Raw genomic sequence first — 24,880 nt, 5'->3', positions numbered from 1 at the left:
CGCGGCCCTTGATGGGCCGCGTTTTTTTGCGTGAATCGGCGTGAACGGGAACCGGTTGCTGCTGCGCTGCATGAAGGAAAAGCCGCACCGGGTCATTACCATGGCGCGGCTATGATGAAGTCCACATCCCGCAAGACCGACGATGCCATGCCCCTGGCAGCCAGTTTCCAGATCGAATTCCTGCAGTACCTCAACCCCGACGGCACTTCCAACGGGCGCCCGCTGCCCGAACTGGCCAAGGACACCGGCCGGCTGGTCGAGCTGTTCAAGCAGATGCTGTTCGTGCGCGTGTTCGACACCAAGTCCATCGCACTGCAGCGCACCGGCAAGCTGGGCACCTACGCCTCCTGCCTGGGCCACGAGGCCACGCATGTGGGCATCGGCGCGTCCATGCGCCCGCAGGACGTGTTCGCGCCCAGCTATCGCGAATACGGCGCGCAGTTCATGCGCGGGGTGAAGCCGCGCGAGGTGCTGCTGTACTGGGGCGGCGACGAGCGTGGCAACGATTTCGAGGGGCCGCGCCAGGATTTCTCCTGGTCGGTGCCGATCTCCACCCAGTGCCTGCATGCGGCCGGCGCGGCGCTGGCGTTCAAGCTGCGCGGCGAAGACCGCGTGGCGGTGAGCACCTGCGGCGACGGCGGTTCGTCCAAGACCGACTTCTACGCCGCGCTCAATTCGGCCGGCGCCTACCAGCTGCCGCTGGTGCTGGGCGTGGTCAACAACGGCTGGGCCATCTCGGTGCCACGCTCGGCGCAGACCGGCGCCGAGACACTGGCGCAGAAGGGCCTGGCCGGCGGCCTGTTCTGCCTGCAGGTGGACGGCAACGACCTGATCGCCGTGCTCGATGCGATGGACCAGGCCATGCAGCGCGCGCGCAGCGGCCTGGGCGGCACGGTGCTGGAGTTCGTCACCTATCGCCTGTCCGACCACACCACCGCCGACGACGCCCGCCGCTACCGCGACGAGGCCGAGGTCAAGGCCGCCTGGGAACGCGACCCGATCCCGCGCATGCGCGCCTGGCTGACCGCGCAGGGCCTGTGGGACGAGGAACAGGAAAGCGTGTGGAAAGCGCAGTGCGGACAGCGCGTGGACGAGGAGGTCAACGCCTATCTGGCCACGCCGGTGCAGCCGGTCGAGGCGATGTTCGACTACCTGTACGCCGACCCGCCGCCGGACCTGTTGAAGCAGCGCGCCGACGCCATCGCCCGGGAGCAGCGCCATGGATGAGCACAAGCCGATGCCCGCGCACGAGGCGACCAGCGAGACCCACGCGATGCCCACCGCCGAGACCCCGACCACCACGCCGATCACCCTGATCGAAGCCATCACCCAGGCCCTGGCCTGGGAAATCACGCACGATCCCACCGTGGTGGTGCTGGGCGAGGACGTGGGCGTCAACGGCGGCGTGTTCCGCGCCACCGCCGGCCTGCAGAAGCGCTTCGGCGCGCAGCGCATCCTGGACACGCCACTGGATGAGACCACCATCGCCGGCCTGAGCGTGGGCATGGCCGCGCAGGGCATGAAGCCGGTGGCCGAGGCCCAGTTCGACGGCTTCGTCTACCCGATGGTCGATCACCTGATCTGTCACGCCGCACGCCTGCGCTACCGCACCCGCGGCCGGCTGCACTGCCCGATGGTGCTGCGCGTACCGTGGGGCGGCGGCATCCGCGCGCCCGAGCACCACTCCGAAGCCAACGAATCCATCTTCACCAACGTGCCCGGCCTGCGCGTGGTCATGCCGTCCTCGCCGCAGCGCGCCTACGGCCTGCTGCTGGCGGCGATCCGCGACCCGGATCCGGTGATCTACATGGAGCCCAAGCGCATCTACCGCCAGTACAAGGAGCTGGTGCCCGACGACGGCGAGGCGCTGCCGCTGGACGTGTGCTTCGTGCTGCGCGACGGTTCGGACGTGACGCTGGTGAGCTGGGGCGCGCAGGTCAAGGAAGCGCTGGAGGCCGCCGACACCCTCGCCGCCGAAGGCATCAGCGCCGAGGTGATCGACGTGGCCACGCTGACGCCGCTGGACTTCGACACCATCGCCGAGTCGGTGGCCAAGACCGGGCGCTGCGTGATCGTGCACGAGGCGCCGCGCACGGCGGGCTTCGGCGCGGAGATCGCCGCGCGCCTGGCCGAGGAGTGCATGTACGACCTGCTGGCGCCGGTCGAGCGCGTCACCGGCCCGGACACGCACATGCCGCTGTTCCGCCTGGAGATGAAGTACATGCCCAGCGCCCAGCGCGTGGTCGAGGCGGCCAGGCGCACGCTGGCGCGCGGCTGACATGCGACGCGCGCGCGTGGTGACCCGGCATCGCGCGCCCGAGCGCGAGGCGGTGCGGGTGGCGCGGGGCGAGCGCGCGGTGCTGGGCGAGCACGACCACGAGTGGCCCGACTTCGTCTGGGCCACGCTGGCCCAGGGCCTGGGCGGCTGGATGCCGGCCGATGTCTTCCGCATCGACGAGGCCGGCGCCGCCATCGCCCAGCAGGACTACGACACGCGCGAGCTCGACGCCGACCCGGGCGATGTGATCACGCTGGAACGCGAACACACCGGCTGGTGGTGGGCGCACGATGCACAGGGACGCAGCGGCTGGATTCCAGACCGCGCGATCGAATTGATTCAAGAGAACCGACCATGAGCGAAAGCAAGACCTTCCACCTTCCCGACCTGGGCGAGGGCCTGCCCGATGCGACCATCGTGGAGTGGTTCGTCAAGGAAGGCGACATCGTGCGCCTGGACGAACCGCTGGTATCGATGGAGACGGCCAAGGCCGTGGTCGAGGTGCCTTCGCCGGTCTCGGGCAAGGTGCTCAAGCTGGCCGGCGCCGCCGGCGAGGTGGTGGTGACCGGCGCCATGCTGGCCCAGTTCGAACCCGATCCCAGCCTGCCGCAGCGTGCCGAAGGCCAGGACACCGGGCATCACCACGGCCCGCCCAAGCCCGCGCCTGCCGCGCCTGCCAAGCCCGCGCCGGCGCCCACGCCGACACCGGCGGTGGAGAGCTTCGATCACGAACGCGACGACGCCGGCACGGTGGTCGGCGCGATGCAGTCCTCCGACGCCGTGCAGGCCGAGGCCGCGGTCGCCGTGGGCGGCGTCCGGGCGATGCCGGCCGTGCGCGCGATGGCGCGCAAGCTGGGCGTGGACCTGGCGCGCGTGCGCGCCACCGGCGCCGAGGGCGTGGTCACCATGGCCGACGTCAAACAGGCCGCCGCCGATCCTTCGCTGTTGCTTTCCGCTCCCACCGCCAGAGGCACTGGAGGGGCGGGTGCGTCCGCCAGAGAGAGCGCTGCACGTCCCGAATCCGCTGCCCAGGGCGAGCGGGGCTCGGACCGTATGCGCACCGCGCTGTCGGCCAGCGGCAAGCCGATGCGCACCTCGCCCCCGGGCAGCGGCGCCAGCGGCCAGCCCGAGCCGCTCAAGGGCGTGCGCCGCAACATGGCGCGGGTCATGGCCGACGCGCACGCCAAGGTGGTGGCCACCACGCTCAACGACGACGCCGACATCCAGGCCTGGGCGCCGGGCCAGGACGTCACCGCGCGCCTGGTGCGCGGCATCGTCGCCGCCTGCCGCGCGGTGCCGGCGATGAACGCTTGGTTCGACGGCGAGGCGCTGACCCGCACCCTGCACCCGCACGTGGACGTGGGCATCGCGGTGGACACCGACGATGGCCTGTTCGTGCCCGCCCTGCGCAATGCCGACATCCTGGACGCGCGCGGCGTGCGCGAGGGCGTCAACCGCCTGCGCACCCAGGTGCAGGAGCGCTCGATCCCGGCCAGCGAGCTGACCGGCTACACCATCTCGCTGTCCAACTTCGGCATGTTCGCCGGCCGCTATGCCACCCCGATCGTGGTGCCGCCATGCGTGGCCATCGTCGCGGCCGGGCGCGCGCGCTTCCAGATGACACCGGTGATGGGCGGCTTCGAATCGCACAAGGTCATCCCGCTGTCGGTGACCTTCGACCATCGCGCCTGCACCGGCGGCGAAGCCGCACGCTTCCTGCGCGCCCTGATCGACGACCTGGCGCATTCGGACTGATCCGTGCCCGCAGCCCTTGGCCCGCCGGTGCGGGTCGAGGGACTGCGCCATTGCAGGCAGGCGCCCGGCCCGGGCAGACTCCGCCTTCCATCTCAAGGAAGACCCATGCGACTTCGTGCACTCCTCCTGCTGGCCGGCGGCGTCCTGGCCTGCGGCGCCGCGGCAGCCCAGTCCCAGCCCGGCCCCTCGCTGGCTGCCCTGTACGAGGCCGATCAGGCCGAACGCGGCCAGGTGCGGACCCTCACAGATCCGGGCGCACTGAAGTCCGCCGCCAAGGCGATGGCCGAGCACGACGCCCAGCGCCGCGAGCAGGTCCGCGCGATGATCCGCGACGGCGCGCTGCACAGCGCCGAGGATTACCGCATGGCGGCCACCATCTTCCAGCACGGCCTGACCGGGGACGACTACGCCCTGGCGCATGCGCTGGCGACCCTGGGCAGCACCCTGGCGCCGGACGATGCGCAGCTGCGCTGGCTGGCGGCGGCCACCACCGATCGCTGGCTGCTCTCCCGGCAACCCGAGCAGTGGTACGGCACCCAGCCCATCTGCGATGCGCGCACCACCCCGCCGACGTGCACGCTGGCGGTGCGCGAGGGCGCGGTCAGCGACCAGGAACGCGCAGCCGCCGGCATCGCCCCGCTGGCCCAGCTGCGGGCGGAAAACGCCGCGCGCGAGCAGGCGCTGCGCAAGCGCCTGCCCTGATCTTCTTCGTCCACAGGCAAGCGACGGCAGTGTGCGGAAGCCCCCCTGCGCCGGCCTCAACCGTCGGCCGGCCCGCCTGGCGCGCGCGCCTTACGACCCGGAGAGCGCAGGACCAGGAAGCCGTCGTTCCCGTGAAAGCGGGAACCCACGGACGTTAGCGCCTCGCATCAAAGCCACTGGCTTCCCGCCTCTGTGGGGGAGCACGCTGGGGCGTCACGATCGGCCCCAGGTATCAGGCATCCGGCCAGCCCCCGCCGCAGCGCTCACCGCGCATGGCCGCCTGTCGCCGCAACCAGCGCTCGCCTTCCGGCGGTTTCAGTCGCCGTCGTGCAGATCCTCGCCCGCATCCGTGGCAGCCGCACCGTCGCGCCCGCGCGGCCGTGCATTGCGGTTGCCCGGCTTGCGCAGCAGCTCGACATAGAACTGCACCGCGCCGGTGGCGACATGCTGGTCGATGGTGCGGATGAGCTCGGTCAGCGGCAGCGGCTGCGCGCTGGCCTCGTCCTGGCCGAAGCGCACGTCGAAATCCCAGATGTCCGCGCCGGCCGGCAACGGCTTGCGACGCTCGCGCTTGAGGTACTTGCGGATGTCGTGCTTGGCCGCCTCCAGCAGGCGCTCGGGATGCCGGCCTTCGATATCCAGGTGATAGGTCTTGCGCATGGCATGGTCCACGGGAGGGCCGGGCATTGTGAGGCCACCATGGGCCATTGCGCGAATGCCGCGCTTCATCGCCACCGCCCCGGCGCTCACCGGCACAGGGGCATCATGGGCGTTTTCGAACAGGAGCACGAGGCGATGAACACTTCCAGCCTGCAGGGTCTGCGCGTGCTGGTGGCCGGCGGCAGCCGCGGCATCGGCCTGGCCATCGCGCAGGGCTGCGCCGCGGCCGGCGCCCAGCTGTCGATCTGCGCGCGCGGCCAGGCGCCGCTGCAGGCCGCGGTGGCCGATCTCTCCCGGCATGGCCTGGCCGTGCACGCCCTGCCCTGCGATCTATCCGATCCCGCGCAGATCGCGGCCTGGATCGAGGCCGCGGCCGGCGCGCTCGGCGGCATCGACGTGCTGATCAACAACGCCTCCGGCTACGGTCACGGCAGCGACGACGCCAGCTGGCAGGCCGGCTTCGACGTCGACTTGATGTCCGCCGTGCGCAGCACGCGACTGGCCCTGCCGCACCTGCGCCGCAGCGCCTCCCCGAGCATCCTCAACATCTCCTCGATCAACGGCCAGGTGCCCACGCCGCGCGCGGCCGCCTACTCCACCGCCAAGGCGGCGCTGAACTACTACACGCTGACCCTGGCCACCGAACTGGCGCGCGAGAAGATCCGCGTCAACGCCATCGCGCCAGGCTCCATCGAGTTCCCCGGCGGCCTGTGGGAGCAGCGCCGCACCCAGGAGCCGGCGCTGTACGCGCGCATCCGCGAGCGCATCCCGTTCGGCGAGTTCGGTGCGGTGGAGGACATCGCCAACGCCGCCGTCTTCCTGGCTTCGCCCGCGGCGCGCTGGATCACCGGCCAGATCCTGGCCGTCGACGGCGGCCAGTCGCTGGGCGCTTAGCTACGCGTACTTATCCTTCGATCGCGCGGACGACCGCGATCAGCAACAGTCCCGCGCCTGTGATCGATAACAGTCGCGAGGCCAAAGGCATGCGCGGCAACAGGCCCTGTGCGAAGGCTTCATGAATCTGCCCCAGGCGCATGTTCAACAGCCCCCGCCGTCGATCTAGTGGGCGCTCGATCCAGAGCGACGCAGCGAAGCACGCCAGCGCAGCGGCCTGCAGCGCGCCGGTGGTCCGTACGCCCAATATTCCCAGCACCATCAATGCCCCGACCACCGCGATGGCCATCCAGAAGGCCGCCACATCGGAACCGCGCGCCAGACCCCACCGCGCGTGCCAACCTGTCATCTGCCTGCCCTTGGCCATCCTTGAGTTCCCTTGATCCGACAAGGCTCGATCGTGCCCACATGAAGTCGCCGCCAGGTGTCACTGCCGCCACGGCTTGCAACACTCACCGCCGCTCCCGATCCAACCAGCAGGCCAGCCCCTGCGCATTGAGTTCGATGTCCATCGCCAGCGCGCGTTCGATCTGCGCATCCTCGAGCGGCACCTGCGCCGCGCGGGCGCGCTGCAGGTACAGCGTCGACAGGGCCTCGAGCAGCTTCGCGTGGCGGTCCGGCTTGCCGTCGGCGTCGCGGCCCAAGGCCTCCATCGCATTGATCTGCTCGTACAGATCCTGCGCCAGTTTCTCGACTTCGGCGTAGCGGTGGCCGACGCGGTCGTAGTGGGTCAGATACATGCCCTGCGGCTCGTAGGCGAGCATCCGCGCGATCGACTGCTTGAGCGCTTCGGGCTCGAACTGCACCGGCGAACTGGTCGGCAGGATGAAGGGCCCCTGCGGGCCATCCAGCTCGCGATAGGACAGGCCGAAGGTGTCGCCGGTGAACCAGCACGCACTGCGCGCGTCCCACACGCAGTAGTGATGCCGGGCGTGGCCCGGCGTATCCAGGCACAGCAGCGGACGACCGTTGTGATCGACCACGTGGCCATCCTCGGCCACCACCACGCGCGACTCCGGCACCGGCTGCACCTGACCGTAGCTGCGCTCGATCTCCTCGGCGCCATACACCGCGGTGGCGCCGGCGATGATGCGCGAGGGGTCGATCAGGTGCGGCGCCGCGCGCGGATGCGCCACGACCCGGGCGTTGGGCAGATGCTGCAGCAGCAGGCCGGCGCCGCCGGCATGGTCCAGATGGATGTGCGTGACCAGCACCCAGTCGATGTCGGCCGGCGTCAGCCCGGCCCGCGCGATCGCCTGCAGCAGCAGCGGCACCGAATGATTGGTCCCGCAATCGACGAACGCGCCGCGCCCCTGCTCGACGATCAGATAGCACGCGTCGAAGTGATCGCGCTGGAACGCGGTGTCGACGGTGTGGATGCCGTGCTGGCTCATGGCGTGCGCGCCGAATCGGAAGGATGCCGCGATTCTAGGCAGCGCCCCGTGCACGCACGATGCGGCCTTGGTCGCAGGATCCCGAAGCGCGGACCTCAAGCCTGCGCGGCGGCCTCGCGCAGCGCCGCCAGCGCCGCCAGCACCTCATCGGGCGGGACCAACAGTGCGACGTCGGCCGACGGCAGTGCCGCGATCGAGGTGGCGCCCTTCATCGCCGCCACCAGCTGTCCCGCATCGCGTGGCGCATCGAAGCCGCGGCTCTGCACCAGCACCTGGCCCTGCGCATCGGAGAGCTTGAAGTAGAACTTGCCGTCGGCCTCGCGGTACTGCTTGAACACCGGCAAGGCCGCCTTCGTCACCGCCTGCGTCTGCACCGTGGCGACCGAGGACAGATCGCGCAGACCCACCGCATGGCGCAGTTCGCCCAGGAACGGCGTGGCGTACTTCGCCCGCAGCCGCTGCGCGCCGTCGCGCAGGATCTCCTCGATGCGCGCGGGCTTGGCGATCAGCGTCTCGTAGCGCTCGCGCAGCGGCGCGACCTCGCGCTCGACCCGCTCGAACAGGCGCTGCTTGGCATCGCCCCAGCCGATGCCTTCGGCATAAGCCTGAGCGAAGTCGGCGGTCTCCTCCGGCGAGGCGAACGCCTGGTGGAGCTGGAACAACGGCGAACCTTCGGTGTCCTTGGCCTCCCCCGGCGCGCGCGAGTCGGTGAGGACGGAGAAGATCAGCTTCTTCAGCTCGGCCGGCGGCGCGAACAGCGGGATCGTGTTGCCGTAACTCTTGCTCATCTTGCGGCCGTCCAGGCCGGGCAAGGTGGCGACCTGATCGTCGATCAGCGCCTCGGGCAGGGTGAAGTACTCGCGCCCATAGACATGATTGAAGCGCTGGCCGAAGTCGCGCGCCATCTCGATGTGCTGGATCTGGTCGCGTCCCACCGGCACCTGATGCGCGTTGAACAGCAGGATGTCGGCGGCCATCAGCACCGGGTACATGAACAAGCCCGCGGTCACGCCCGCGTCCGGATCCTCACCATCCGCCACGTTCTTGTCCACCGCCGCCTTGTAGGCATGGGCGCGGTTGAGGATGCCCTTGCCGGCCACGCAGGTCAGGAACCAGGTCAGCTCGGAAATCTCCGGGATGTCGCTCTGCCGGTAGAACCACACCTTGTCGGGGTCCAGCCCGGCGGCCAGCCAGGTCGCGGCGATCTCCAGCGTCGAGCGCTGCGTGCGCGCCGGATCCTGCGCCTTGATCAGGCTGTGCAGGTCGGCCAGGAAGAAGAAGCTCTCCGTGTCGGCGACGTGGCTGGCGGCGATGGCCGGGCGGACCGCGCCCACATAGTTGCCCAGGTGGGGCGTGCCGGAAGTGGTGATGCCGGTCAGGACGCGGGTGCTCATGCGAAGGCGATGCGGTGGCAAGCGGGCCGCCCAGTTTACCCGTCCGCGGCGAGCGCCCGGCCGGGGCCCCCTCCCTCGCCCCTCAAAAGACAACGGGCCCGCATGGGGCCCGTCGTGGGATTGCGATACGCCGGCGTCTCAGTGGCGCTCGTCCAGCGAGCGCTCGAAGGCGTTGACTTCCTTCTGCGCGCGGTCGCGGTCCCAGCCGTAGCGCTCCTGCAGCTTGCCGGCCAGGTACTCGGCGTTGCCCTCGGCCACGTCGAACACGTCGTCGGTCAGGTCGCCCCACTTGGCCTGGGCCTTGCCTTTGAGCTGCTTCCAGTTGCCGGCGATGATGTCCTTGTTCATGCGTTCACCTCATGGTTTCAACACGGCGGGATGGATGCCGTGCACGCAGCCTGCCGGGGCGCGCGTTGCGCAGGCATGAGCCGCGCGTGGAGACGCCGTTAGCCCGCCTGGCCTGCCGCGAACGTCACCGACAAGCGTGCAAAGAAGAAGCCGGCTTGCGCCGGCTTCCTTGCTGAATCATTGAACGCTGCAGCAGGATTACTTGGTCCCGGTGCCGCCGGTCTTGTCGGCGGAATCTTCCATCTTGCTGCCGACCTTCTGGACGTCCTGGCCGGCGCCCTTGACGGTGTTGCAGGCAGCCAGCGAACCGGCGAAGAAAACGGACAGCACCAGCAGGCAGATCGTGCGCTTCATTGGGAATTCTCCGAAGTTGGTTTCCCGGCTTTCCCCTCTGGAAAACCTTGATGTGAAGGCTGCCCAGCGCCTCGTCGAAACTGCGTGAACACGCTGAACAGCGGTCAGCTTTGGTTGAACAACGCGCAGATCCGCCCCGGGAGGTGGTGCCGCTTGTCCGCAACGGCGATCCTTACGCCATAAGGCTTTGCGGGGTGTCGTGTGCCTTTCGTGCGCCCGGCTTCGCGGCTTTGCCAGCGGGCGCAACTGCGCCGATCTGCGCAGTTTCGTGGAACAATGAACCGTGGAACACGGCCTGCATGGTCGTGGTCGACCTGCACCACCTGCAGTGCCCCGGCGGCGGGGTCTTATCGAACTTACCCCGTCTTATCGGATCTCGCTAAGGTGCGCTGCGCGGCGGCGCTGAGAACACTGCACAATTTTGTTTAGTGCTTAGAAATCAATGGCTTAAAAGAACGCCACACCGGCGCGCATGCTTCCGGGAGGGCGAGACCATCTTGTGTGTTTCAACAAGATGGTCTTCTCAGCCCATGCCGCGACGGTACGTAAGACTTTTCCGAATCAGGCCGCCTGAGGGCTCAGTCGCTGCGCGATATCGCGGAACCTGGCCGCCTCATTCCGCAGCCTGGCCGCGCCATCTCTGAGCCGCTGGCGGGCGCGCCAGTCCGCCGCCGGTGTGTCGAGGAGGGCTCGAGCCTGCTCCTCGAGCTCACGCGCCCGGCGGGCGGCCCATGCTGCTTTTCCTGGAATCTTGGTCATGGGGGTATGGTGCGCGGCTAGGATCTCCCACGCTGCGACGGGCGAAGTAGACTTGGGCGCCAACCAGGGAGGGGCGATGAACACAGCCGAACAGGTACTTGCCGGGGCATGTAGCTTGACGGTGCTGCTGCCCGCGCTGCACTTCGTCGCCGGCGCCTATCTCTGGGATCGAACCATCGTCGCCGCCGCGAACCCCTTCCATGACGCGTCGCGGCTACGCCGCTGGGCCGGCTACGCCTACCTGGGGCTTGCGTGGCTCGGCATTGTGCTCGTCTGCGCGTTCGGCGTCGCAGACATGCTTGCTTGGACGCCCGGCGCTTGGGGCGGCGTAGACGAGGACGGCCAGTACACCTCCTTCGGCTCGGCCATCGGCGGGCTTTCCGGCCTCGCCGTTGGAAGTATGGTCTTTGCCGCCCTCATGCGCCGCGCTGAGGCTGGCCCAGGTGGATCGCACAGGCTCCAGCAAGCGGAGCTACGCAACCCTCCTCACGCCGGCTGAGGCACGGCGAGCCGGCGCTGGCGGTGATCGCTGAGCGGGTCGCCATGGCGGCGCCATGCTCCGGACCGTCTGAGCTCGTGTGACGGGTCAGGGCGGTGCGCTCTTGTATGGATGCCCAGACGGAAGCATGGCCACAGCGCCGAGTTCCTGCCAGTGCCAAGCCAGATACCCTTCTAGCTTCTGCCGATCCTCGGTGCTTAGCGGGCCCGGGCCGGTTGCAATGGTGCCGATCTGGCCGACCAGCGAAGCCCCGAACTGTGAATATCCGCCAAGCCAATTAGTTCCGCCCTGGGTATTAAGGTTGGTCTGAGCGACGAATGCATCTTGTACGCCATTTACGAATGTTCGTTTAAATGCGCCGTCGTAGGTGGCTACGAAAATATTAGGTGCATTGAGAGTTACGCTTCCGGTTTGCCCATAAAGGTCTGCGGAGTAGTTATTGTGCTCACTGGTACTTGTAGGCCTGACCCCCAAGTGCGGCGTCGTCATGTCAGTCCCCGGCCCCTGTCGGACAAAAACGCCCTCGCTATCCGAGACCGGATATGCGATCACCGCCATGAAATATGCGACGTTCCCGACAGGCACGAAGTTAGAGGATTCTGGCAATGACATTTGCCAGGGGTTGTTATTATCTCGACCCATCATCCCATTGGGCTGAATCGAAGGTGGGCCGTAAGAATTGGATGTATATCCTCCGTTGGAACCGAGATTCTCCCATCCCAAGGGCAACAAATCCGGCCCTATTTCCCCATAGGAGCTGAGCTTGGCGTCAAACCAATTCATGGCCGCAAGATCAGCGGGCGACCAGCCCACTGGCGTGATGATCACCTGGCCTATCCAGAAATACACACGCCCAGCGGAATCCCGTACACGGATAGTGAGATTGAACACGCCAGCAACTGCCGTCCCCACAATGTCAGGCGCATCCCAGGTGGCCGCGTCCAAACGCACAGCGCCACTCTGATTCGACGTGACCCACGCGCCCATGCCGACCGAGCGCGTGCCTTCGGGCGCCGCCTGCGTCAGCGACGAATCTTGCCAGGCCTCGCTATTGCCCTTGATCAGGTTGCCGTCATAGGCCTGGATCGGGTTGCCACTGCCGTCAAAGAACACCAGCCGCGCGCGGCCACGGTTCTGGCTGCTGGTGGTGTCGTCGAAGCTGACCTTGATTGCAGCGGTGATCTTCTTCTGTGGGTAGCAGGCCGCGCGCTTGGTGTTGAGCCACTGGGCCTCGATACCGCCAGCGTGGCCGACGCCCTTCTGCCCGGCGTAGTGGCTGCAGTAACTACCAGCGTATGGGCGCGAGGTGGTCACACCGATATGGTTGGGTGGCGTGCCTTGCTGGCCGATCGTGACGACGTCCCATCCGGTCAGATTCCCCGCCTCGAAGCCTGGGTTGTTCAGCGCTGCTGCCCCGGTCTCGGCGTAGGCCGGCCAAGCTACAACCACCTCGCTGGTGGCCTGGTCGACATAGATGGCCGACCCGTTCGGCAGGGTGTCGCCGTCGATCTGCTCGGCCGTGCACGCCCCGATGGCGTTGTGGATCTGTAGACGTCCCTCGTAGGCAAGCATCGGCTTGCCGCTGATCAGGGCGCCGGTGACGTACAGCGCCGGTGCGTATCGAGCTTGATCCAGATCGGGGCGATCATAAGGGCGCGCGATCATCAGCTAATCCTCGATCCGACCAGATACACGGTCAGGCCCTTGGCTAGGGCCGTGCCGATCTGCGTCACCTCGATGGTGATCTCATCGCCTTTGCTCAGGACATTCCCTCCGCTGAGGATTACGGGCGGCGTCGCCGCGGTGACAGTTGTCCGTTCGGCGTTATCGAACGTGAGCTTGGTCGAAAGGATCGAAACGCCGTTGCGCTTGACGTCCACAGTGACGAGGGATCCCGCCGCCTGCGCGACCGACAGGGTCGCATACAGCCCGCCATCCGCCACCGCGTCCAGCAGCAGGCCGTAAGGCATGGTGAAGCTGTTTTTGGCCGTGCCTGCGGCCGCGGTGATGTTGGTTCCTATCAGGACCGAGCGATCGATCAGCGCGATGTGCTGCTTGTCGGCCGTGTTGGCCACGCGCAGCAAGTCGCCGGAGGATGCCCAGGCATTTGTGGCGGGATTGGTGCAGGTCGCGCTGATAATGCTGCCCTGCCCGCGCGTTTGCGCCAGGAAGCCCGGCGACGGAGTTATCGTGCCGCCGGATTGCATCGCCAGTGTGACCTTGCCCGCACCCTTCTGCTGGACGCTGAACCCCTCACCTAAAGTCCAGTCCTGCGTTGAGCTGCCGGTATTGGAACGAATCGTGATCGTCACGTCCGCGCTCGCGTCGACGATCAGCAGCGCGTTTTGCGAGGCGGCATCGACCACGGTGTTTGCAGTGACAGTGGTGACGATCGGCGCAACGGTGGTGAGCGGCGGATCGCCTGAGTAAGGCCGAGCGAATCCGCGCATGACGGTGAAGCCATGCACGCCATTTGCCGGAGCGACCGCCATGCGCAACAGGCTCTCGGTCGGATCGCTGGCGATCTCGATCGTGAAATCGACGGCCGGGTCCAGCACAAGGTAGCGGCCGGCGCCGGCGGTCTGCTCCTGCGCGGTATCGAACATCAGCGGGCTGGACACGTCCGCGCCGGGGATCGGAAAAGCTTTGGTTGTCCCATCGCCTACCCACGGCCAATATTTCGGATCCACGCCGATTCCGCCCGTCGCGGCCTGGTCGATGTACTTGAACAGCGTAGTCAGGTTGACCGCGTCGCCGGGGTTCAGCGCATTGCCCAGATTGATGATGCGCGAGCCCTTCGCATCCCATACGAACTCACCGCTGCCGTCCTCGAACACCAGCGAAAGCGAACCATCCACCAGCTGCTGGATCTGCATCACCCGGTAATCGAAGGCGTCCTCATGGATCTGCGGAAGGAAAACCCCCTGATTGGTGACACTGGTCGGCTGATCGTAGGGCACTGTCCGCAGGATCAGGATGTCCTTGCCTGACGCCGGCGCGGTGTTGAAGGTCACCACCGTCTGATTCGCGGACAATCCGCGCACCGTGTACTGGCTGGTTGGCACCAACGTGTAGCTGGGATCGTTGCCGACGAACACACGCAAGTGCTCCGCCTTGAACGCGCGAGGGCCAACGAACTGAGTGGCCAGGCCATTGCCCTCGTAGGCCTTGCGCTGGTCGGTGCTGGTGATGGTCATGCGATCTCCGGAAATGAAAAGGCCCGCGCGTGGCGGGCCGGGTGGCGTGTGTGCTGTGGCGGACTACTGCTTGTCCTTGGGTCGGCGATAGAGGAGGTAGGCGGCAGCCTCGGCCGGATTGTCCGGCGTGTACTGCCCGGTGCTCACGTCGTAGAGGTATTCGCCGGTGGTCAGCATCTGATTGCTGGGGATGCCAGTTACCGGGCCGGCAGCGCGCACGCCGGTCTTGAGCAGCTTCTCGGTGTCGACCTCGTCGTCCTCGGCGAACCAGTCATGACCCTCCCGCCATGCGGCCTGTCCGAACCGCGCGAGCGCCACGCCTGCATCGACGATCGGATTTGGCCGGCTGGACTGCTGCTTGCCCTCTATGGCGGCATCGACAGCCGCGGCGACGTCACGCACCAGCGGGAAGGTCTGCAGAGGGAACAGCGCCGACTTGCGCGCGAGCCAGGCAGCCCAGTCCTCGGCATCCAGTCCGTCGTCGTCATCGTCTCCGGGGCCGCGCCCCATCAGCAGCTCGAACACCGCGTTCGACAGCACGGCAGCCGATAGCCACGTGCCCAAGGCCCGCGCCGGCGACTGGACTCGGCCCAGGTAAAGCCCGCGCAAGCCGGATTCCTGCAGCCGGTTGTTCATGATGATCATCGGGCCGATGAACATGCGGACCCACTTGTAACGGGGGTCACGCTCGGCGGCCGAGAGATCCTTGGGCGCGCCGGCCTGCTGGGTCTGTCGTATCGACTTGTCGGCGAGCAGCACCGCATCGGCCTGGCCGATACCTTCGGCCAGGGCCTGCTGGTAGCGGCCAAGCCAGATTGCGCGCTCCGAGATAGGCACCACCCAGCGGTGAACCTCCATGGCCATCTTCATCGCCGCCGCGCGGATGCCCTTCTTTCCGGTCAGCTTGCCAAGCACCTGCTGGTAGGTCGAATCCATCGAGTCGGCCCGGTCCAGCATGAAGGGCGACAGCTCGTGGATGGCGCGCGTCGCCGCCGCAGGGTTGCGGTAGTAGGCGGTGTAGCCGGTGGCCAGATACTTGGGATCGACGCGCGCAGCGGCCTGGATCGGCGCGACGACCGAGTTTGCCAGCACCAGCGGGATGCGGAAGCCGAGCGCGGCGACGGCCGTGTTGGTGAGCACGGCGTCGGCGAGCTTTTCCGCCATCTTCGACCCAGGCTCGGCGATCGACGCGCCGGCGACGGCGTTCTTCACGCTGCCGTAGAGCGAGTGGTAGGCGCCCTCCGACAGCCGCTCGATGATCAGCCCCTTGAGCTCCCCGTCCTCCAGAACGCGCAAGGCCTGTTTCACGTAGCCGCGGTGGGATAGGTCGGTGATCACGTCGTTGAGGTGGCGCGACAGTACCGCGTGGTAGTCGAGCAGCATCGGCGCGGCGTACTCGGTGCGCTCCTTGGTGTGTCCCTTGCTGGTCATGGCCCGGGAGAACGTCCCGCCCATGATGCGCTCCTCGGCTGCGCGCGCCTGTTGGGTGCCACCACGCGAGGCGCGCGGATCGTACACCGCCGGGTAGTACCCGCCGCGCAGGCTGATCTGCGCGCCACCGGCGCCGGTGAAGATGAGGGGCACCGGCTCGATGCGCTCCGGGGCGACGCCGGACAGGCGCTTCTGCTGCGCCTCGATGTCCGGCCACAGCGAGTCCACGGCATCCCAGATGCGTTGGATCATCTGCCCGTCGGCTGGGGTCAGGTGCCCCAGCATCTCGGCAACCGTCTCCGTGTTGAAGGGGACCGTGCTGCCGTCGGCCAGATAGCCGCCGCGCATGAGCTTGTCGCGGTTGCCAGCGTTGCCCATGTTCAGGGCCATCGCCACGATCGTGTTGCGCGACACCGACCGGCCCAGGCCCTGGATGTAGACCTTCCGCTGCAGGTCCGCGCGCTGCTGGCTGGTCATGGCGTTGGCCATGTCGGCGAGCATGCCCCCGACCTTCTTGCGGTAGTCGATCCGCATCTGCTGCGCGGCCTCGGCCTGGTTCCACAGGTAGTCGTGCCAGGGGCCGGATTCGCCTCCGTCCAGCCACTCGACGACCGTCTCCGGCCGCACAACCCAGTCCAGCAGGCCTTCGTAGGCCGAGCCCACGCTCTGGATCACGGTGCGATCGGCGTCCGAGAACGGGACCGGTTTGCCTGCTGCCAAGGCGGTGCGGATCGCGCCGGCCATTTCCTCCTGCGCGGCCTTCCACTCCCGCTTGTCCTTCCCTTTCAACAGCTCGTTCTTGAGTCTGGCCAGGTGCGCGATGTTGGTCACCGCGTCGTGCAGCTCGCGCAGCTCGGCCAGCGTCATGTCCTGGTAGTTGGTGACGCGCTCGGCCTCTACCCGCGCCAGAAGCGTGTCCGTGACGGCGGTCAGGTCGTCGTCGGCCTGCCTGGCCTCCACCCAAGCACGCAACGACTGACGGCGTGCCACCTCCCGGGCCGACACTGGACGGAACTCGAACGCCTCGGTCAGGGCGTCCATGGCCTCCAGGTAGTCGGCTCCCGCCAAGCCCAGGCGTTCGCGCGCCTTGCCCTCGCTCTGCTTGCGTATGTCGGTCGCCTTGCTGGCGATCTCGTCCTTGGCGCGCCGCGCAGCCGCGTAGAGCGCCGCATTGAGCGCCTGACGACGTTTGGCCAGCAGTGCCGCGCCATAGTCGCCGCTGGCGGCGGCGCGCGCGGAGTCGGTCGCTGCCCGGCGCTCCGCCACCAAGTAATCGTTGGGCCGAATCTGGCGGTCGGTCTTGCGGGCGACCACGTCCTCAGCGACGGCGCGCAGCTCGCGCCGGCTGGGCCGCGGCTCGCCGGCCAGCTGCGCCAGGACCGCCAGCTCTCGGTCGAGCACCTGGGCACGCTTGGAGTTGTGGACGGCCTCCAGCGCCAGCGCCGGCAGCGACCCATCGGTCATCGGGTCGCCGTGCCGCTCGTGCATGCGCCGGCGCACCTCGTCTGGGATCGCCGCCAACGCCTGGTCCACGCCCCACAGCCCCTGCACCAGCTCGTCGCCCGACGAGAACCCCAGCAGCGCCGCCGCCTCGTCCGGGTGGACGCCGCCCTTCCGCGCGTAGACCCGGCCCAGCTTCTTGAGGTGGTCGGCGCCGTAGTCGGCCACCAGTGCCGCGCGGTCCAGCTTCATGCCCCTCAGCGCCGCCGGCACCGGCTCGCCTGCCGCTTCGGCAGCGCCGGCCAGGATGCGCCGCGCGCGCACCGCCGGCTGCGCCTCGATCTCAGCCTGGACCTCGCCGCGGACGTTCTCGGCCTCGTCCTTCCACCAGCGCTCACGCTCGCGGGTGTGCGCCTGCTCCAGCTTCTGCTGAACCTCGGCCCGGGCTTCTTCGGCCGCAGCGGCGAGCATGCGCTGGTAGTCGTTGAACTGCTTCTCGGTGAGCCCAAGCTGCGCCGCTTCGGCGGCCGTGCGCGCCAGGGGCTGCGCGCCGGACCTGGCCTGGGCCACCTCAATCTCAGCCTCGGTCGCCAGCATGCGGTCGAACACGCCGCGCACCTCGTCGGTCAGCTGGACCTTGAGGCCGGCCAGGGTGCGGTAGACGCCCAGCAGCCAGGCCCGGAACTGCGAGAACACCGCCTGCAGGTCGGCCGACGGCGCGCGCCCCTCGCCCAGGTACGCCTCGAAGCCCCGCGCGAACTGCTCGTGCTGCTCGGTGCCGATCTTGTCCGGCGAGTCCACGCCCAGCCATTGCACCAGCGCGTCGAAATCCGCGCGCAATTGCGGTGACGCGCCCTCGGCCGCCGCGGCGTCGCGGTAGACCTCCAGGAAGAAGTGGCCCGACTCGTGCAGGAACGTGGACAGGTCCGCCGACTCGAACAGGCTGATCGCCATGCGCTGGTCGGGGAACACGTCGATCTGCCCTCGCGGCGCACTCTCGTCGCCCTGGTAGAGGCGCTGCAGGTCGCCCACGGCCGACTCGTCCCAGATCACGTAGTTGTAGGCGCCCTCGCCCTGCGCGCGCGACCCGCCGTCCAGATACCGCAGCCCGGGCACGCCGGCGGCAAGCATGGCCTCGCTGGCGGCACGGGGGCCGTTCTCGGCGCGACGCTCGAACTGCATGAACCGGCCCAGCCGGCTGACGAAGTCGCCCGCCTTCGGCCCGCCGCCCTGGCCGGTGAACCACGCGGCGATGTGGTCCACGCTGTACTGGTTTCCGTACACCTCGGCAGCCAACGGCTGGATCGCCTCGCGCACGGCGGCCGGCTGGCTGCCCAGCGGCTTGTCGTAGTCCAGGAGGTTCGCGTCCTCCGGCACCTCGACCTGGTAGAGCTTCCCCTGCAGGGCGTCGCGGCGCGCGCGGTACGCCTCCAGCGCCGTGCCGACCCGATCGGCGTCTGTCAGATCCCAGCGATCGCGCCAATTCGCATCGGCCAGCAGGCTGTTGACCGCTTCGCCGAAGGTGTCGAAGCCCAGGTCGTCCTCAGCCTTCAGCGCGGCGCGCAGGTTGTCGCGCGCCTCCGACAGCGCCGCATCGCCCTCGCGCTGCTCCCGGGAGACGGCCGCAGCGTAGTAGTCCGCGACCGAGCGCTTGCTGGCGAAGTACATGCCCCACCCGAAAGCCTGGTTCCCCTCGCCGCTTCCGATCTTCTGCAGGCTGAAACGCTCCACCTCGTGGGGCGTGCCGTGGTAGGCCGGCTGGAAGAAGCGGCGCACCGAGTCGAACGCACGCTGGAGGATGCCCTGCCCAGAAGCAGAAACCCCGCCGGTGGGCGGGGTTTGGTCGGTTACTTCACGGCCGTTTGCCGGTTCAGATTGTCCACGATCGACTGCGCCCAATTGCTGGGCATCTTCGACCGGCTGACCGATGAAGCCTTGGTAGACGACGTCGGAGATTTCACCGGCGGCGCGGGCTTCTTCGAGGCTGGCGCGGAGGTCTTCATGGAGACGATTCTCCACCACCTCAGGCAGGCTGTCCAGCGGAACCAGCGCCGCGGCATTGCGCCCTCGGCTGTTGTCGATCGCCACCACCTCCACGCGCTCATCACCGGCATACCGCTCGGCCAGCTGTCGGATCACCTTGGCACTGCCGGCGTGCGTCTTGGCGTGCTCGGCGATCGGCACGGTGCGGCCGGTCCCCTGCTCGGCAGCCATGCGCATCGCACGCGGCAGGGCGCCGCCGCGCAGCGCCTCGACCGGGTCGCGGTAGGTGTAGAGGATCTTCACGTCGCGGCCGGCTTCCAGCGCCTGATCGATCTTCTGAGCCGCCGACTCCAACGTGTTCATGTTGGTGTCGTAGATGATCTCCGGATTGCCCAGGGCCTCGCCCATCGCCCGCAGGCCGGTGGTCTTGCCGGCGCCTGTTCCGCCGGCCGAGAACAGCACAGTCGGGCTCATGCCCTCCGGCGTCGGAGCCTCCAGCTTGCGGCGGTAGAGCTCCTTGACGAAGTCGCTGGCCGCCTCGTGGACGTCCGCGCTGCGCGTGCGGTCGGCGCGATACTCCGGCGACAACTCGCGCGCCAAGTCGGTGTTCAGCACCCGTCCGCCTTCCGTGTCGAACTCGCCGGTCTGGGCGGCATAGTCGGCCGCGGCGGTGTCGAAGTCGGTCGCCCAGCGCTCGCGCAGCGCCGCGCCCGGGGCTGGCTCAGTGGGCGCCGGCCCCTGGGCCAGCGAGGTCGCGCCGCGCGTTTCCACGTCGGTCCCGGTACGGATGCCCGCCATGCGCTCCCGGTAGAGGGCGAGAGGATCCTGACCGGTCATCTGGCCAAGGCGCCCGAACGCCGCGCCCCACAGCTTGGACTGCGCCTCCGCCTGCGCCGGCGTGTAGCGCTGCGTCGCCAGCAGCTGCGCGTAGACGTCGGCCTGGACCTCGGAGGCCGTGTCCGGTGCCTGCGCCTCGCTGGCCTGGGTCGGGCCGATGCCCAGCTCCTGGGCGATGGACTCGGGATCGAAGTTCTCAAGCTCGGCCTCGGACATACCCTCAGCGGACAGCCGCGCATGGCGCCGGATCTCCTCGACGTTCGGCATGCGGGACACGACGCTCACCCACTTGGACATGGGGATCGTGACGTCGCCGCTGGCCATCTGCTCGGCCAACACCTCGGGGCCGCCGACTGCCTCCTCCAGCGTGCCAGGGGACGACTGGAATAGGGTCGCGACCGAGTCGGCCGGCAGGTACACCCGGGCACTACCGGCGCCGGACGCCTCCACGAAGGCCTCCGCGTCGGCCGGCGAGCGCTCTACCAGCCTGGTGCCTGCTGCGGCGTCGGTGATGTCCTTCAACTGGGCGACCTGGTCAGCCGATGCGACCGCCTGCTGCACCTGCTCGCCGAACGCGCGCTGCTGAGCCTGGGACGGGGCACCGCCGCCGGCGGCCTCGATGAGGCCCATCGGCCCGCCCACGATCATCGCGTCCATCACCTGGGCGAACTTCTCGCTGCTGGGCGTCTGCTTGCCCTGCAGCAAATCCTCAGCGTCGACCTGCGCGGCCTGGGTGGCGCCCTCCGAGATTGCCTCGGCCAGGGGCGTGGTGATGAAGCGGCGCGCGCCACCACCGAAGGCATGCGACAGAGGGACCACCGAGCCGACCGCCTCGATGCCGCCCTGGGCCGCGCCCTCGCGCAGGGCCTGCACGTCGCCCGCGCCCTCGTTGACCCGGTCCGCGTAGGTCTGCATGCCCGTGGTGGCGCCCATGGCAGCCGCACCGGCCTGTGGGCTGCGCGTGGCCATCGCGAACAGCATCGCGGGCACCGAGTCGGCCAGCATGCCGCCGTAGTACCGCAGGGAGTTGCCGGGCGCATCGATCGCCGCCCGCACGCTGGCGGGGCGCTGGGTCTGGCTGCCAAGGGCCTGCTGCTGCGCGGTCAGATCCTGGGTGAACGCCTGCGCGCCCTGGACGAAGCTCTCCACGCCAGTCGGGTCGCGGTACGCCTCGGCGACGCGAGCAAGCGCCTGCTGCCGCTCCGTATCGCCGCGCGCGCCCGCCGCTTCCGATGCGCGCTGGTACTGCTCGGAAACGAACCGGTTGGCGATGTTGGCGAAGGACAGCATCCGGCCCACAGACTGCGCCGCGGTCGAGAACACCTTGGCGTCGGAGGTCTGGAACCTTGCGCCCATGTAGTCCAGCGAGGTGCCGACATTGGCCTTGTAGGTGGCATCACCGACCGGCAGCAGGTTGCGGATCGTGCGATGGAAGAAGCTCATGTCCTCCGGTTCGCGCGTCCCGGCCAGGCTCCCGGACAACCGCTCCAGGCCCTGCGCCTCATCGCCGGCCAGCGCCATGCGGCGAGGATCGGCCAGGAACTGACCAACCACCGGCGCACGCTGCCCGACCGAGTCGATGTCATCGAGCCGGTCCTGCTCGTGGAAGTCCTTCAAGTTGTCGGCAACGACCCCGAATGGCAGGCCGCGGCGCGCGGCGATGTCGTTGGCGCGGGCGGCATCATCTGGACGCTGGTCGCCGGTGGAGACGGCGGCGGCGCGCAGGCGCTGCTTGCGCTGGTCCTCGATCTGTTGGGCCAGGTCGTCGAAACCATCGAGCAGGTTGTCTGTCACTTCGCGGCGCCTCGCTTAGCGGTGATGTACTGGGTGATCCACGCGTCGGTGGGATTGATCCCGAACTTGGCGCGGTAGGCGTCACGCACGGCAGTGCGGTCTGCCTCGCTGATCTGGAGCTGGTAGCCGGCGGCGCGGCTATACATGCCGCCCGTACTCTTGGGGGTGAGCTTGAATCGCCCATCATCCTGCGTGACGCCCAGCGCGCCGGAGGTCATGCGCGGGGCGAACTGCTTGGCGACGGTGCGCAGCAGCGCGTCGGCCTGCTCCGGGGTGGGCTTCTTGTTGCCGGCCTGCTGCATGAAGGTCGTGTAAGCGTTCTGGTAGGCGATCCGGAACTCACCACGCAGACGGTCGCGCGGTGCGTTCTTGCTCTCCGAACCGGTGCCGCTGACGTCGCCTTCCTTGCCGATGCCCAACATGGTGAAGCCGGCATTGAGCCGATCCTCATCGCTCATCCAGTCCTTCGACTGGCTGGCATCCTTGCTGTCCAGCGCCTTCTGCCGGTTGACCAGCTCGGTCAGCGTGCTGGCGCTGAGGTTGTCGGCCAGTGCGTGCAGGTCTCGCTTCCGGAAAGCGTCAGGATCCAGCGCGGACTGGCGATAGAGCTCGTCGGCCAGTACCGGGTTGTCCTGGATCAGACGCCCTTCCAGGATGTTCTTCCGATAGTTCTCCATCGCCAGCAGCTGGCCGTTCCTGGTCAGCTCGGCGTAGTCGGCCGGCGAGATGATCGCGGCCAGGCTGGCGGTCGGGTTGGTGTTGGCCGCGATGGTGTTGAACACGCGCTCGCTGGTGGCCTTCTTCGCCGCAGCCTCCTGGGCATCGCGGATGCTCCACTGCATGCGCACCTTGGACATCGCGGCGTCCCGCCGGCGCGGGTCGGCAATCTGTTGGGCGCGCTGCAGCGCTTCGGCCTCGCTCTGCGCCGGGCCGGCGAAGGTGACCGAATCCTGTCCGACGGCCAGACCTCGGCCCTGCCAGTTGGTCAGCACGTCCGCCTTGGTCTTGCCCCTGAGGTACGGGTTGGCCTCAATCGAACGGGCGTCCAGGATCGTGGTCATCGGCGCATCGGTACTGGCACGGGCGAAGGCGGTGGCGCCGGCCGCGCCGAAGTGGTGCGCGGCGTACAGGTTCACTGCAGATGCCGACAGGCCGGCGGCGCGCAGGCGGCGCGTGTTCTCCTCGCGGTAGGCGCCGACCATTTCGCGCGAGAGCTTCGGGTCGCTGCGCATCGCCAGGATTTCGGCGTCGGTCTTGCCCTGCGTCAGCTCGGGCCGATTCTTGCGGATCTGGTCCAGCCAGGTCGAGTCGAGAAACTGGCCGGCTCCGGTGGCCGAGCTGTTCGGGTTCTTGGCGGTCGCAGCGCCTCCGCTCTCCAGGCCAATGATCGCGTCATCGATGCCAGCCGGAGCCGCGCCGACGCTCAGCGTGCCGCCGTTGTTGATCGCGTCGGCGTCGGAGGTGGATGCCGCGTCCTGCGCGACTGGCCTGATCAGCTGGTCGATCGCCATCGCGGAGGCGCCAGTCAGCTTTCCCTCGCTCAGCAGCTCGTAGTAGCGACGCTCAGCGCCAAGCGGGTCAAGGCCCGCCTGCCGCTCAAGTGCGGCCTGGTAGACGCTGCTGGCCGCGGCGCTGGCGGCGTCATCCTCGGGCAGGCCCTGACGGCGACGGTCGAGCCGGGTGGCGATGGCGGCAGACTCCGCTTGCTGCGCGACACGCTCGGGATTGCTGTAGCTCAGCGCCGCCTCGTTGGCGGTGGACGCGATCGTGTCCTTGTAGACCTGATCCTGGTAGAGCCCGGTCTGCTGGCGCACGTGGCGATCCACGTCGTTATCGAAGTCCAGCGTGTACTTGCCGGCCATCGCCTCGGCGCGCGCCTTGATCCGGTCCGGCATCGCGGCAATCGCCAGCTGCGCCTGGTCCTGCCACTGCTGCCGCACCTGCTCGCGTGCGTTCTGGGCGTTGATGCCCTGGGACGACAGGAACCCGCTGTCCGGGTCGTTCAGCAGCTTGGCCTTGTTCTGCAGCATGGCGTTGTTGAACGCGAGCAGGTTCGTCTCGTCGTTCTCGCGCATCTGCCGGATGACCGCACCGCCGACCTCCTGCGCGGCGATGGCCACCTTCTGGCCGAGCTGATTGGGCGCGACGCGCAAGTCCGGCGCGCTCTGCGCGCGGAAGGTCTCGTTGGTGCGGTAGATCGGAACGCGGGGCATTAGTACACCCCCTTGCGGGTGCGAGTTGGGGCGCTGCTGGTGTTGAAGTTGCTCACCTTCCCGCCCATCCCGAAGTAGGTACTGGCGCCCGTCAGCAGCGAGCCGGCCACCTTGTTCGATCCCACGTTCTTGGCGGATGCGAGCAGCGCGTTCTGCTGATACCTAGTGCTCAACGCGCCGTTGTAGGCGTTGCCGATGATCGTGTTGGCGGCGGTCTGGCCCTCGTTGTAGGTGTCGGTGAGGATGTTGAGCGCGCTGCCGCTTGTGCTCAGCAGCCCGTTTGCACCGAAGGCTGCGTCCTGCTGGGCAGCCACCGCACGCGCGGCGCGTACCTGCTGGTAGGCCTCCGACGCGCCCTGCTTGACCTGCTGGCTGGCCTGGACGCCCTCGGCCTCAGCCTGGGCCTTGTAGGACTTCTCCTGCGCATCCGCCTGCTCGTAGTCAGCGTAGGCGGAGACCGCCGCAACGACGGCAGCCGAGATCGATACCGGCTCGCACATCACCCACACCCCTTCTCGAAATAGTGAAATGGAAGCCCCTCAGCGCCATGCGGAGCTGCGGGGTGAATCTGGAAGCCGAGCCACTGCAGCCAGCGGATTGCCCTCCTGTTTCGCGCGTCGACGTAGTTGGACAGGTGGCTGTACCGGCTGAGGATCGCGTCCAGCGTCGGCCGGCAGTCCACGAGGAAGGCTCGCGCCATCCTGTCGATGCGCCGATGACCGATCAGCCAGATCGTCCCGGACGTGGTCAGCAGCGAGCCGCGCGCCACGCCGAAGATGCAGAGCAGCTTCCCCTCGTGAAGGGCTGCCCAGCGGTCACCGCGGCACTCCAAGGACATCGACAGGGCCTGCGCAGGGGTCAGCCTGGCGGCGGCCCAGAACTCGTCCACGTCTGGCGCCCGAATGCCCTGCAGGAGTTCGGCCACGTGCTCGGGCGTGACGGGTACAA

Annotated in this window: 19 protein-coding genes; 7 read left to right on the top strand and 12 right to left on the bottom strand. The window is 68.3% G+C overall.

Translation table 11 applies throughout. The features are described 5' to 3' along the window. The first annotated feature begins 147 nt into the window (after positions 1 to 147). From pdhA to LAJ50_RS03000, 5 genes are all read left to right on the top strand, one after another. Positions 148 to 1,227 (top strand): pyruvate dehydrogenase (acetyl-transferring) E1 component subunit alpha, encoded by a 1,080-nt coding sequence (gene pdhA, locus LAJ50_RS03020; RefSeq protein ID WP_138651832.1) that lies wholly within the window; start codon positions 148 to 150, stop codon positions 1,225 to 1,227. A gap of 10 nt (positions 1,228 to 1,237) precedes the next feature. Beyond that, entirely contained in the window at positions 1,238 to 2,278 is a 1,041-nt protein-coding gene (locus LAJ50_RS03015; protein WP_224096538.1) for an alpha-ketoacid dehydrogenase subunit beta, read from the top strand. Between the two features lies 1 nt (position 2,279). After that, complete coding sequence (locus LAJ50_RS03010) at positions 2,280 to 2,636, top strand: SH3 domain-containing protein (protein WP_138651698.1); 357 nt, start codon at positions 2,280 to 2,282, stop codon at positions 2,634 to 2,636. Continuing rightward, a complete protein-coding gene (locus LAJ50_RS03005) occupies positions 2,633 to 4,033 on the top strand; it encodes a dihydrolipoamide acetyltransferase family protein (protein ID WP_138651700.1) in 1,401 nt (466 codons plus the stop codon). The genes LAJ50_RS03010 and LAJ50_RS03005 overlap by 4 nt, the downstream gene beginning before the upstream one ends. A 105-nt stretch (positions 4,034 to 4,138) precedes the next feature. Beyond that, entirely contained in the window at positions 4,139 to 4,735 is a 597-nt protein-coding gene (locus tag LAJ50_RS03000) for a hypothetical protein (protein ID WP_138651702.1), read from the top strand. 315 nt (positions 4,736 to 5,050) lie between these two features. Here the strand turns inward: LAJ50_RS03000 and LAJ50_RS02995 are convergent, their stop codons facing one another. Further along, complete coding sequence (locus tag LAJ50_RS02995) at positions 5,051 to 5,395, bottom strand: DUF6172 family protein (RefSeq protein ID WP_138651836.1); 345 nt, start codon at positions 5,393 to 5,395, stop codon at positions 5,051 to 5,053. 135 nt (positions 5,396 to 5,530) lie between these two features. On the opposite strand from LAJ50_RS02995, the gene LAJ50_RS02990 reads away from it, so the two are divergent. Then, entirely contained in the window at positions 5,531 to 6,289 is a 759-nt protein-coding gene (locus tag LAJ50_RS02990) for an SDR family oxidoreductase (protein ID WP_138651704.1), read from the top strand. Between the two features lie 10 nt (positions 6,290 to 6,299). Here the strand turns inward: LAJ50_RS02990 and LAJ50_RS02985 are convergent, their stop codons facing one another. The 5 genes from LAJ50_RS02985 to LAJ50_RS02965 form a co-directional block, all read right to left on the bottom strand. Beyond that, positions 6,300 to 6,656 (bottom strand): hypothetical protein, encoded by a 357-nt coding sequence (locus LAJ50_RS02985; protein ID WP_138651706.1) that lies wholly within the window; start codon positions 6,654 to 6,656, stop codon positions 6,300 to 6,302. An 85-nt stretch (positions 6,657 to 6,741) separates the two neighbouring features. Then, the gene (locus tag LAJ50_RS02980) at positions 6,742 to 7,683 is read right to left on the bottom strand and encodes an MBL fold metallo-hydrolase (protein ID WP_138651708.1); all 942 of its coding nucleotides are present in this window, start codon (positions 7,681 to 7,683) and stop codon (positions 6,742 to 6,744) included. Positions 7,684 to 7,778: 95 nt separating this feature from the next. Next, on the bottom strand, positions 7,779 to 9,077 hold the full coding sequence (locus LAJ50_RS02975; protein WP_138651710.1) for a tryptophan--tRNA ligase: 1,299 nt from the start codon (positions 9,075 to 9,077) through the stop codon (positions 7,779 to 7,781). A gap of 138 nt (positions 9,078 to 9,215) precedes the next feature. Beyond that, on the bottom strand, positions 9,216 to 9,425 hold the full coding sequence (locus LAJ50_RS02970) for a CsbD family protein (protein ID WP_130516345.1): 210 nt from the start codon (positions 9,423 to 9,425) through the stop codon (positions 9,216 to 9,218). Positions 9,426 to 9,623: 198 nt separating this feature from the next. Beyond that, a complete protein-coding gene (locus LAJ50_RS02965) occupies positions 9,624 to 9,779 on the bottom strand; it encodes an entericidin A/B family lipoprotein (protein ID WP_130550471.1) in 156 nt (51 codons plus the stop codon). Positions 9,780 to 10,614: 835 nt separating this feature from the next. Between LAJ50_RS02965 and LAJ50_RS02960 the strand changes: the two genes are divergently transcribed. Further along, positions 10,615 to 11,037, top strand: coding sequence for a hypothetical protein (locus LAJ50_RS02960; protein ID WP_138651712.1), 423 nt, complete (start codon positions 10,615 to 10,617; stop codon positions 11,035 to 11,037). A gap of 87 nt (positions 11,038 to 11,124) precedes the next feature. On the opposite strand, the gene LAJ50_RS02955 is transcribed toward LAJ50_RS02960, so the two are convergent. The 6 genes from LAJ50_RS02955 to LAJ50_RS02930 form a co-directional block, all read right to left on the bottom strand. Next, a complete protein-coding gene (locus LAJ50_RS02955; RefSeq protein ID WP_138651714.1) occupies positions 11,125 to 12,702 on the bottom strand; it encodes a hypothetical protein in 1,578 nt (525 codons plus the stop codon). Further along, positions 12,702 to 14,234, bottom strand: a complete 1,533-nt coding sequence (locus LAJ50_RS02950) for a hypothetical protein (RefSeq protein ID WP_138651716.1) — start codon at positions 14,232 to 14,234, stop codon at positions 12,702 to 12,704. The genes LAJ50_RS02955 and LAJ50_RS02950 overlap by 1 nt, the downstream gene beginning before the upstream one ends. A gap of 63 nt (positions 14,235 to 14,297) precedes the next feature. Further along, a complete protein-coding gene (locus LAJ50_RS02945) occupies positions 14,298 to 21,719 on the bottom strand; it encodes a zeta toxin family protein (RefSeq protein ID WP_138651718.1) in 7,422 nt (2,473 codons plus the stop codon). Beyond that, entirely contained in the window at positions 21,716 to 23,932 is a 2,217-nt protein-coding gene (locus tag LAJ50_RS02940; RefSeq protein WP_138651720.1) for a hypothetical protein, read from the bottom strand. Before LAJ50_RS02940 ends, LAJ50_RS02945 begins: the two co-directional genes overlap by 4 nt. Beyond that, on the bottom strand, positions 23,932 to 24,432 hold the full coding sequence (locus tag LAJ50_RS02935) for a hypothetical protein (RefSeq protein WP_138651722.1): 501 nt from the start codon (positions 24,430 to 24,432) through the stop codon (positions 23,932 to 23,934). The genes LAJ50_RS02940 and LAJ50_RS02935 overlap by 1 nt, the downstream gene beginning before the upstream one ends. Next, entirely contained in the window at positions 24,432 to 24,857 is a 426-nt protein-coding gene (locus tag LAJ50_RS02930) for a hypothetical protein (protein ID WP_138651724.1), read from the bottom strand. Before LAJ50_RS02930 ends, LAJ50_RS02935 begins: the two co-directional genes overlap by 1 nt. Positions 24,858 to 24,880 lie beyond the last annotated feature (23 nt).

Origin of the sequence: Pseudoxanthomonas sp. X-1 (genome assembly GCF_020042665.1) — a bacterium.
Lineage (GTDB): Bacteria > Pseudomonadota > Gammaproteobacteria > Xanthomonadales > Xanthomonadaceae > Pseudoxanthomonas_A > Pseudoxanthomonas_A spadix_A.
Note: the sequence above shows the minus strand (reverse complement) of the source record. Positions and strands in the feature narration are given on the sequence as shown.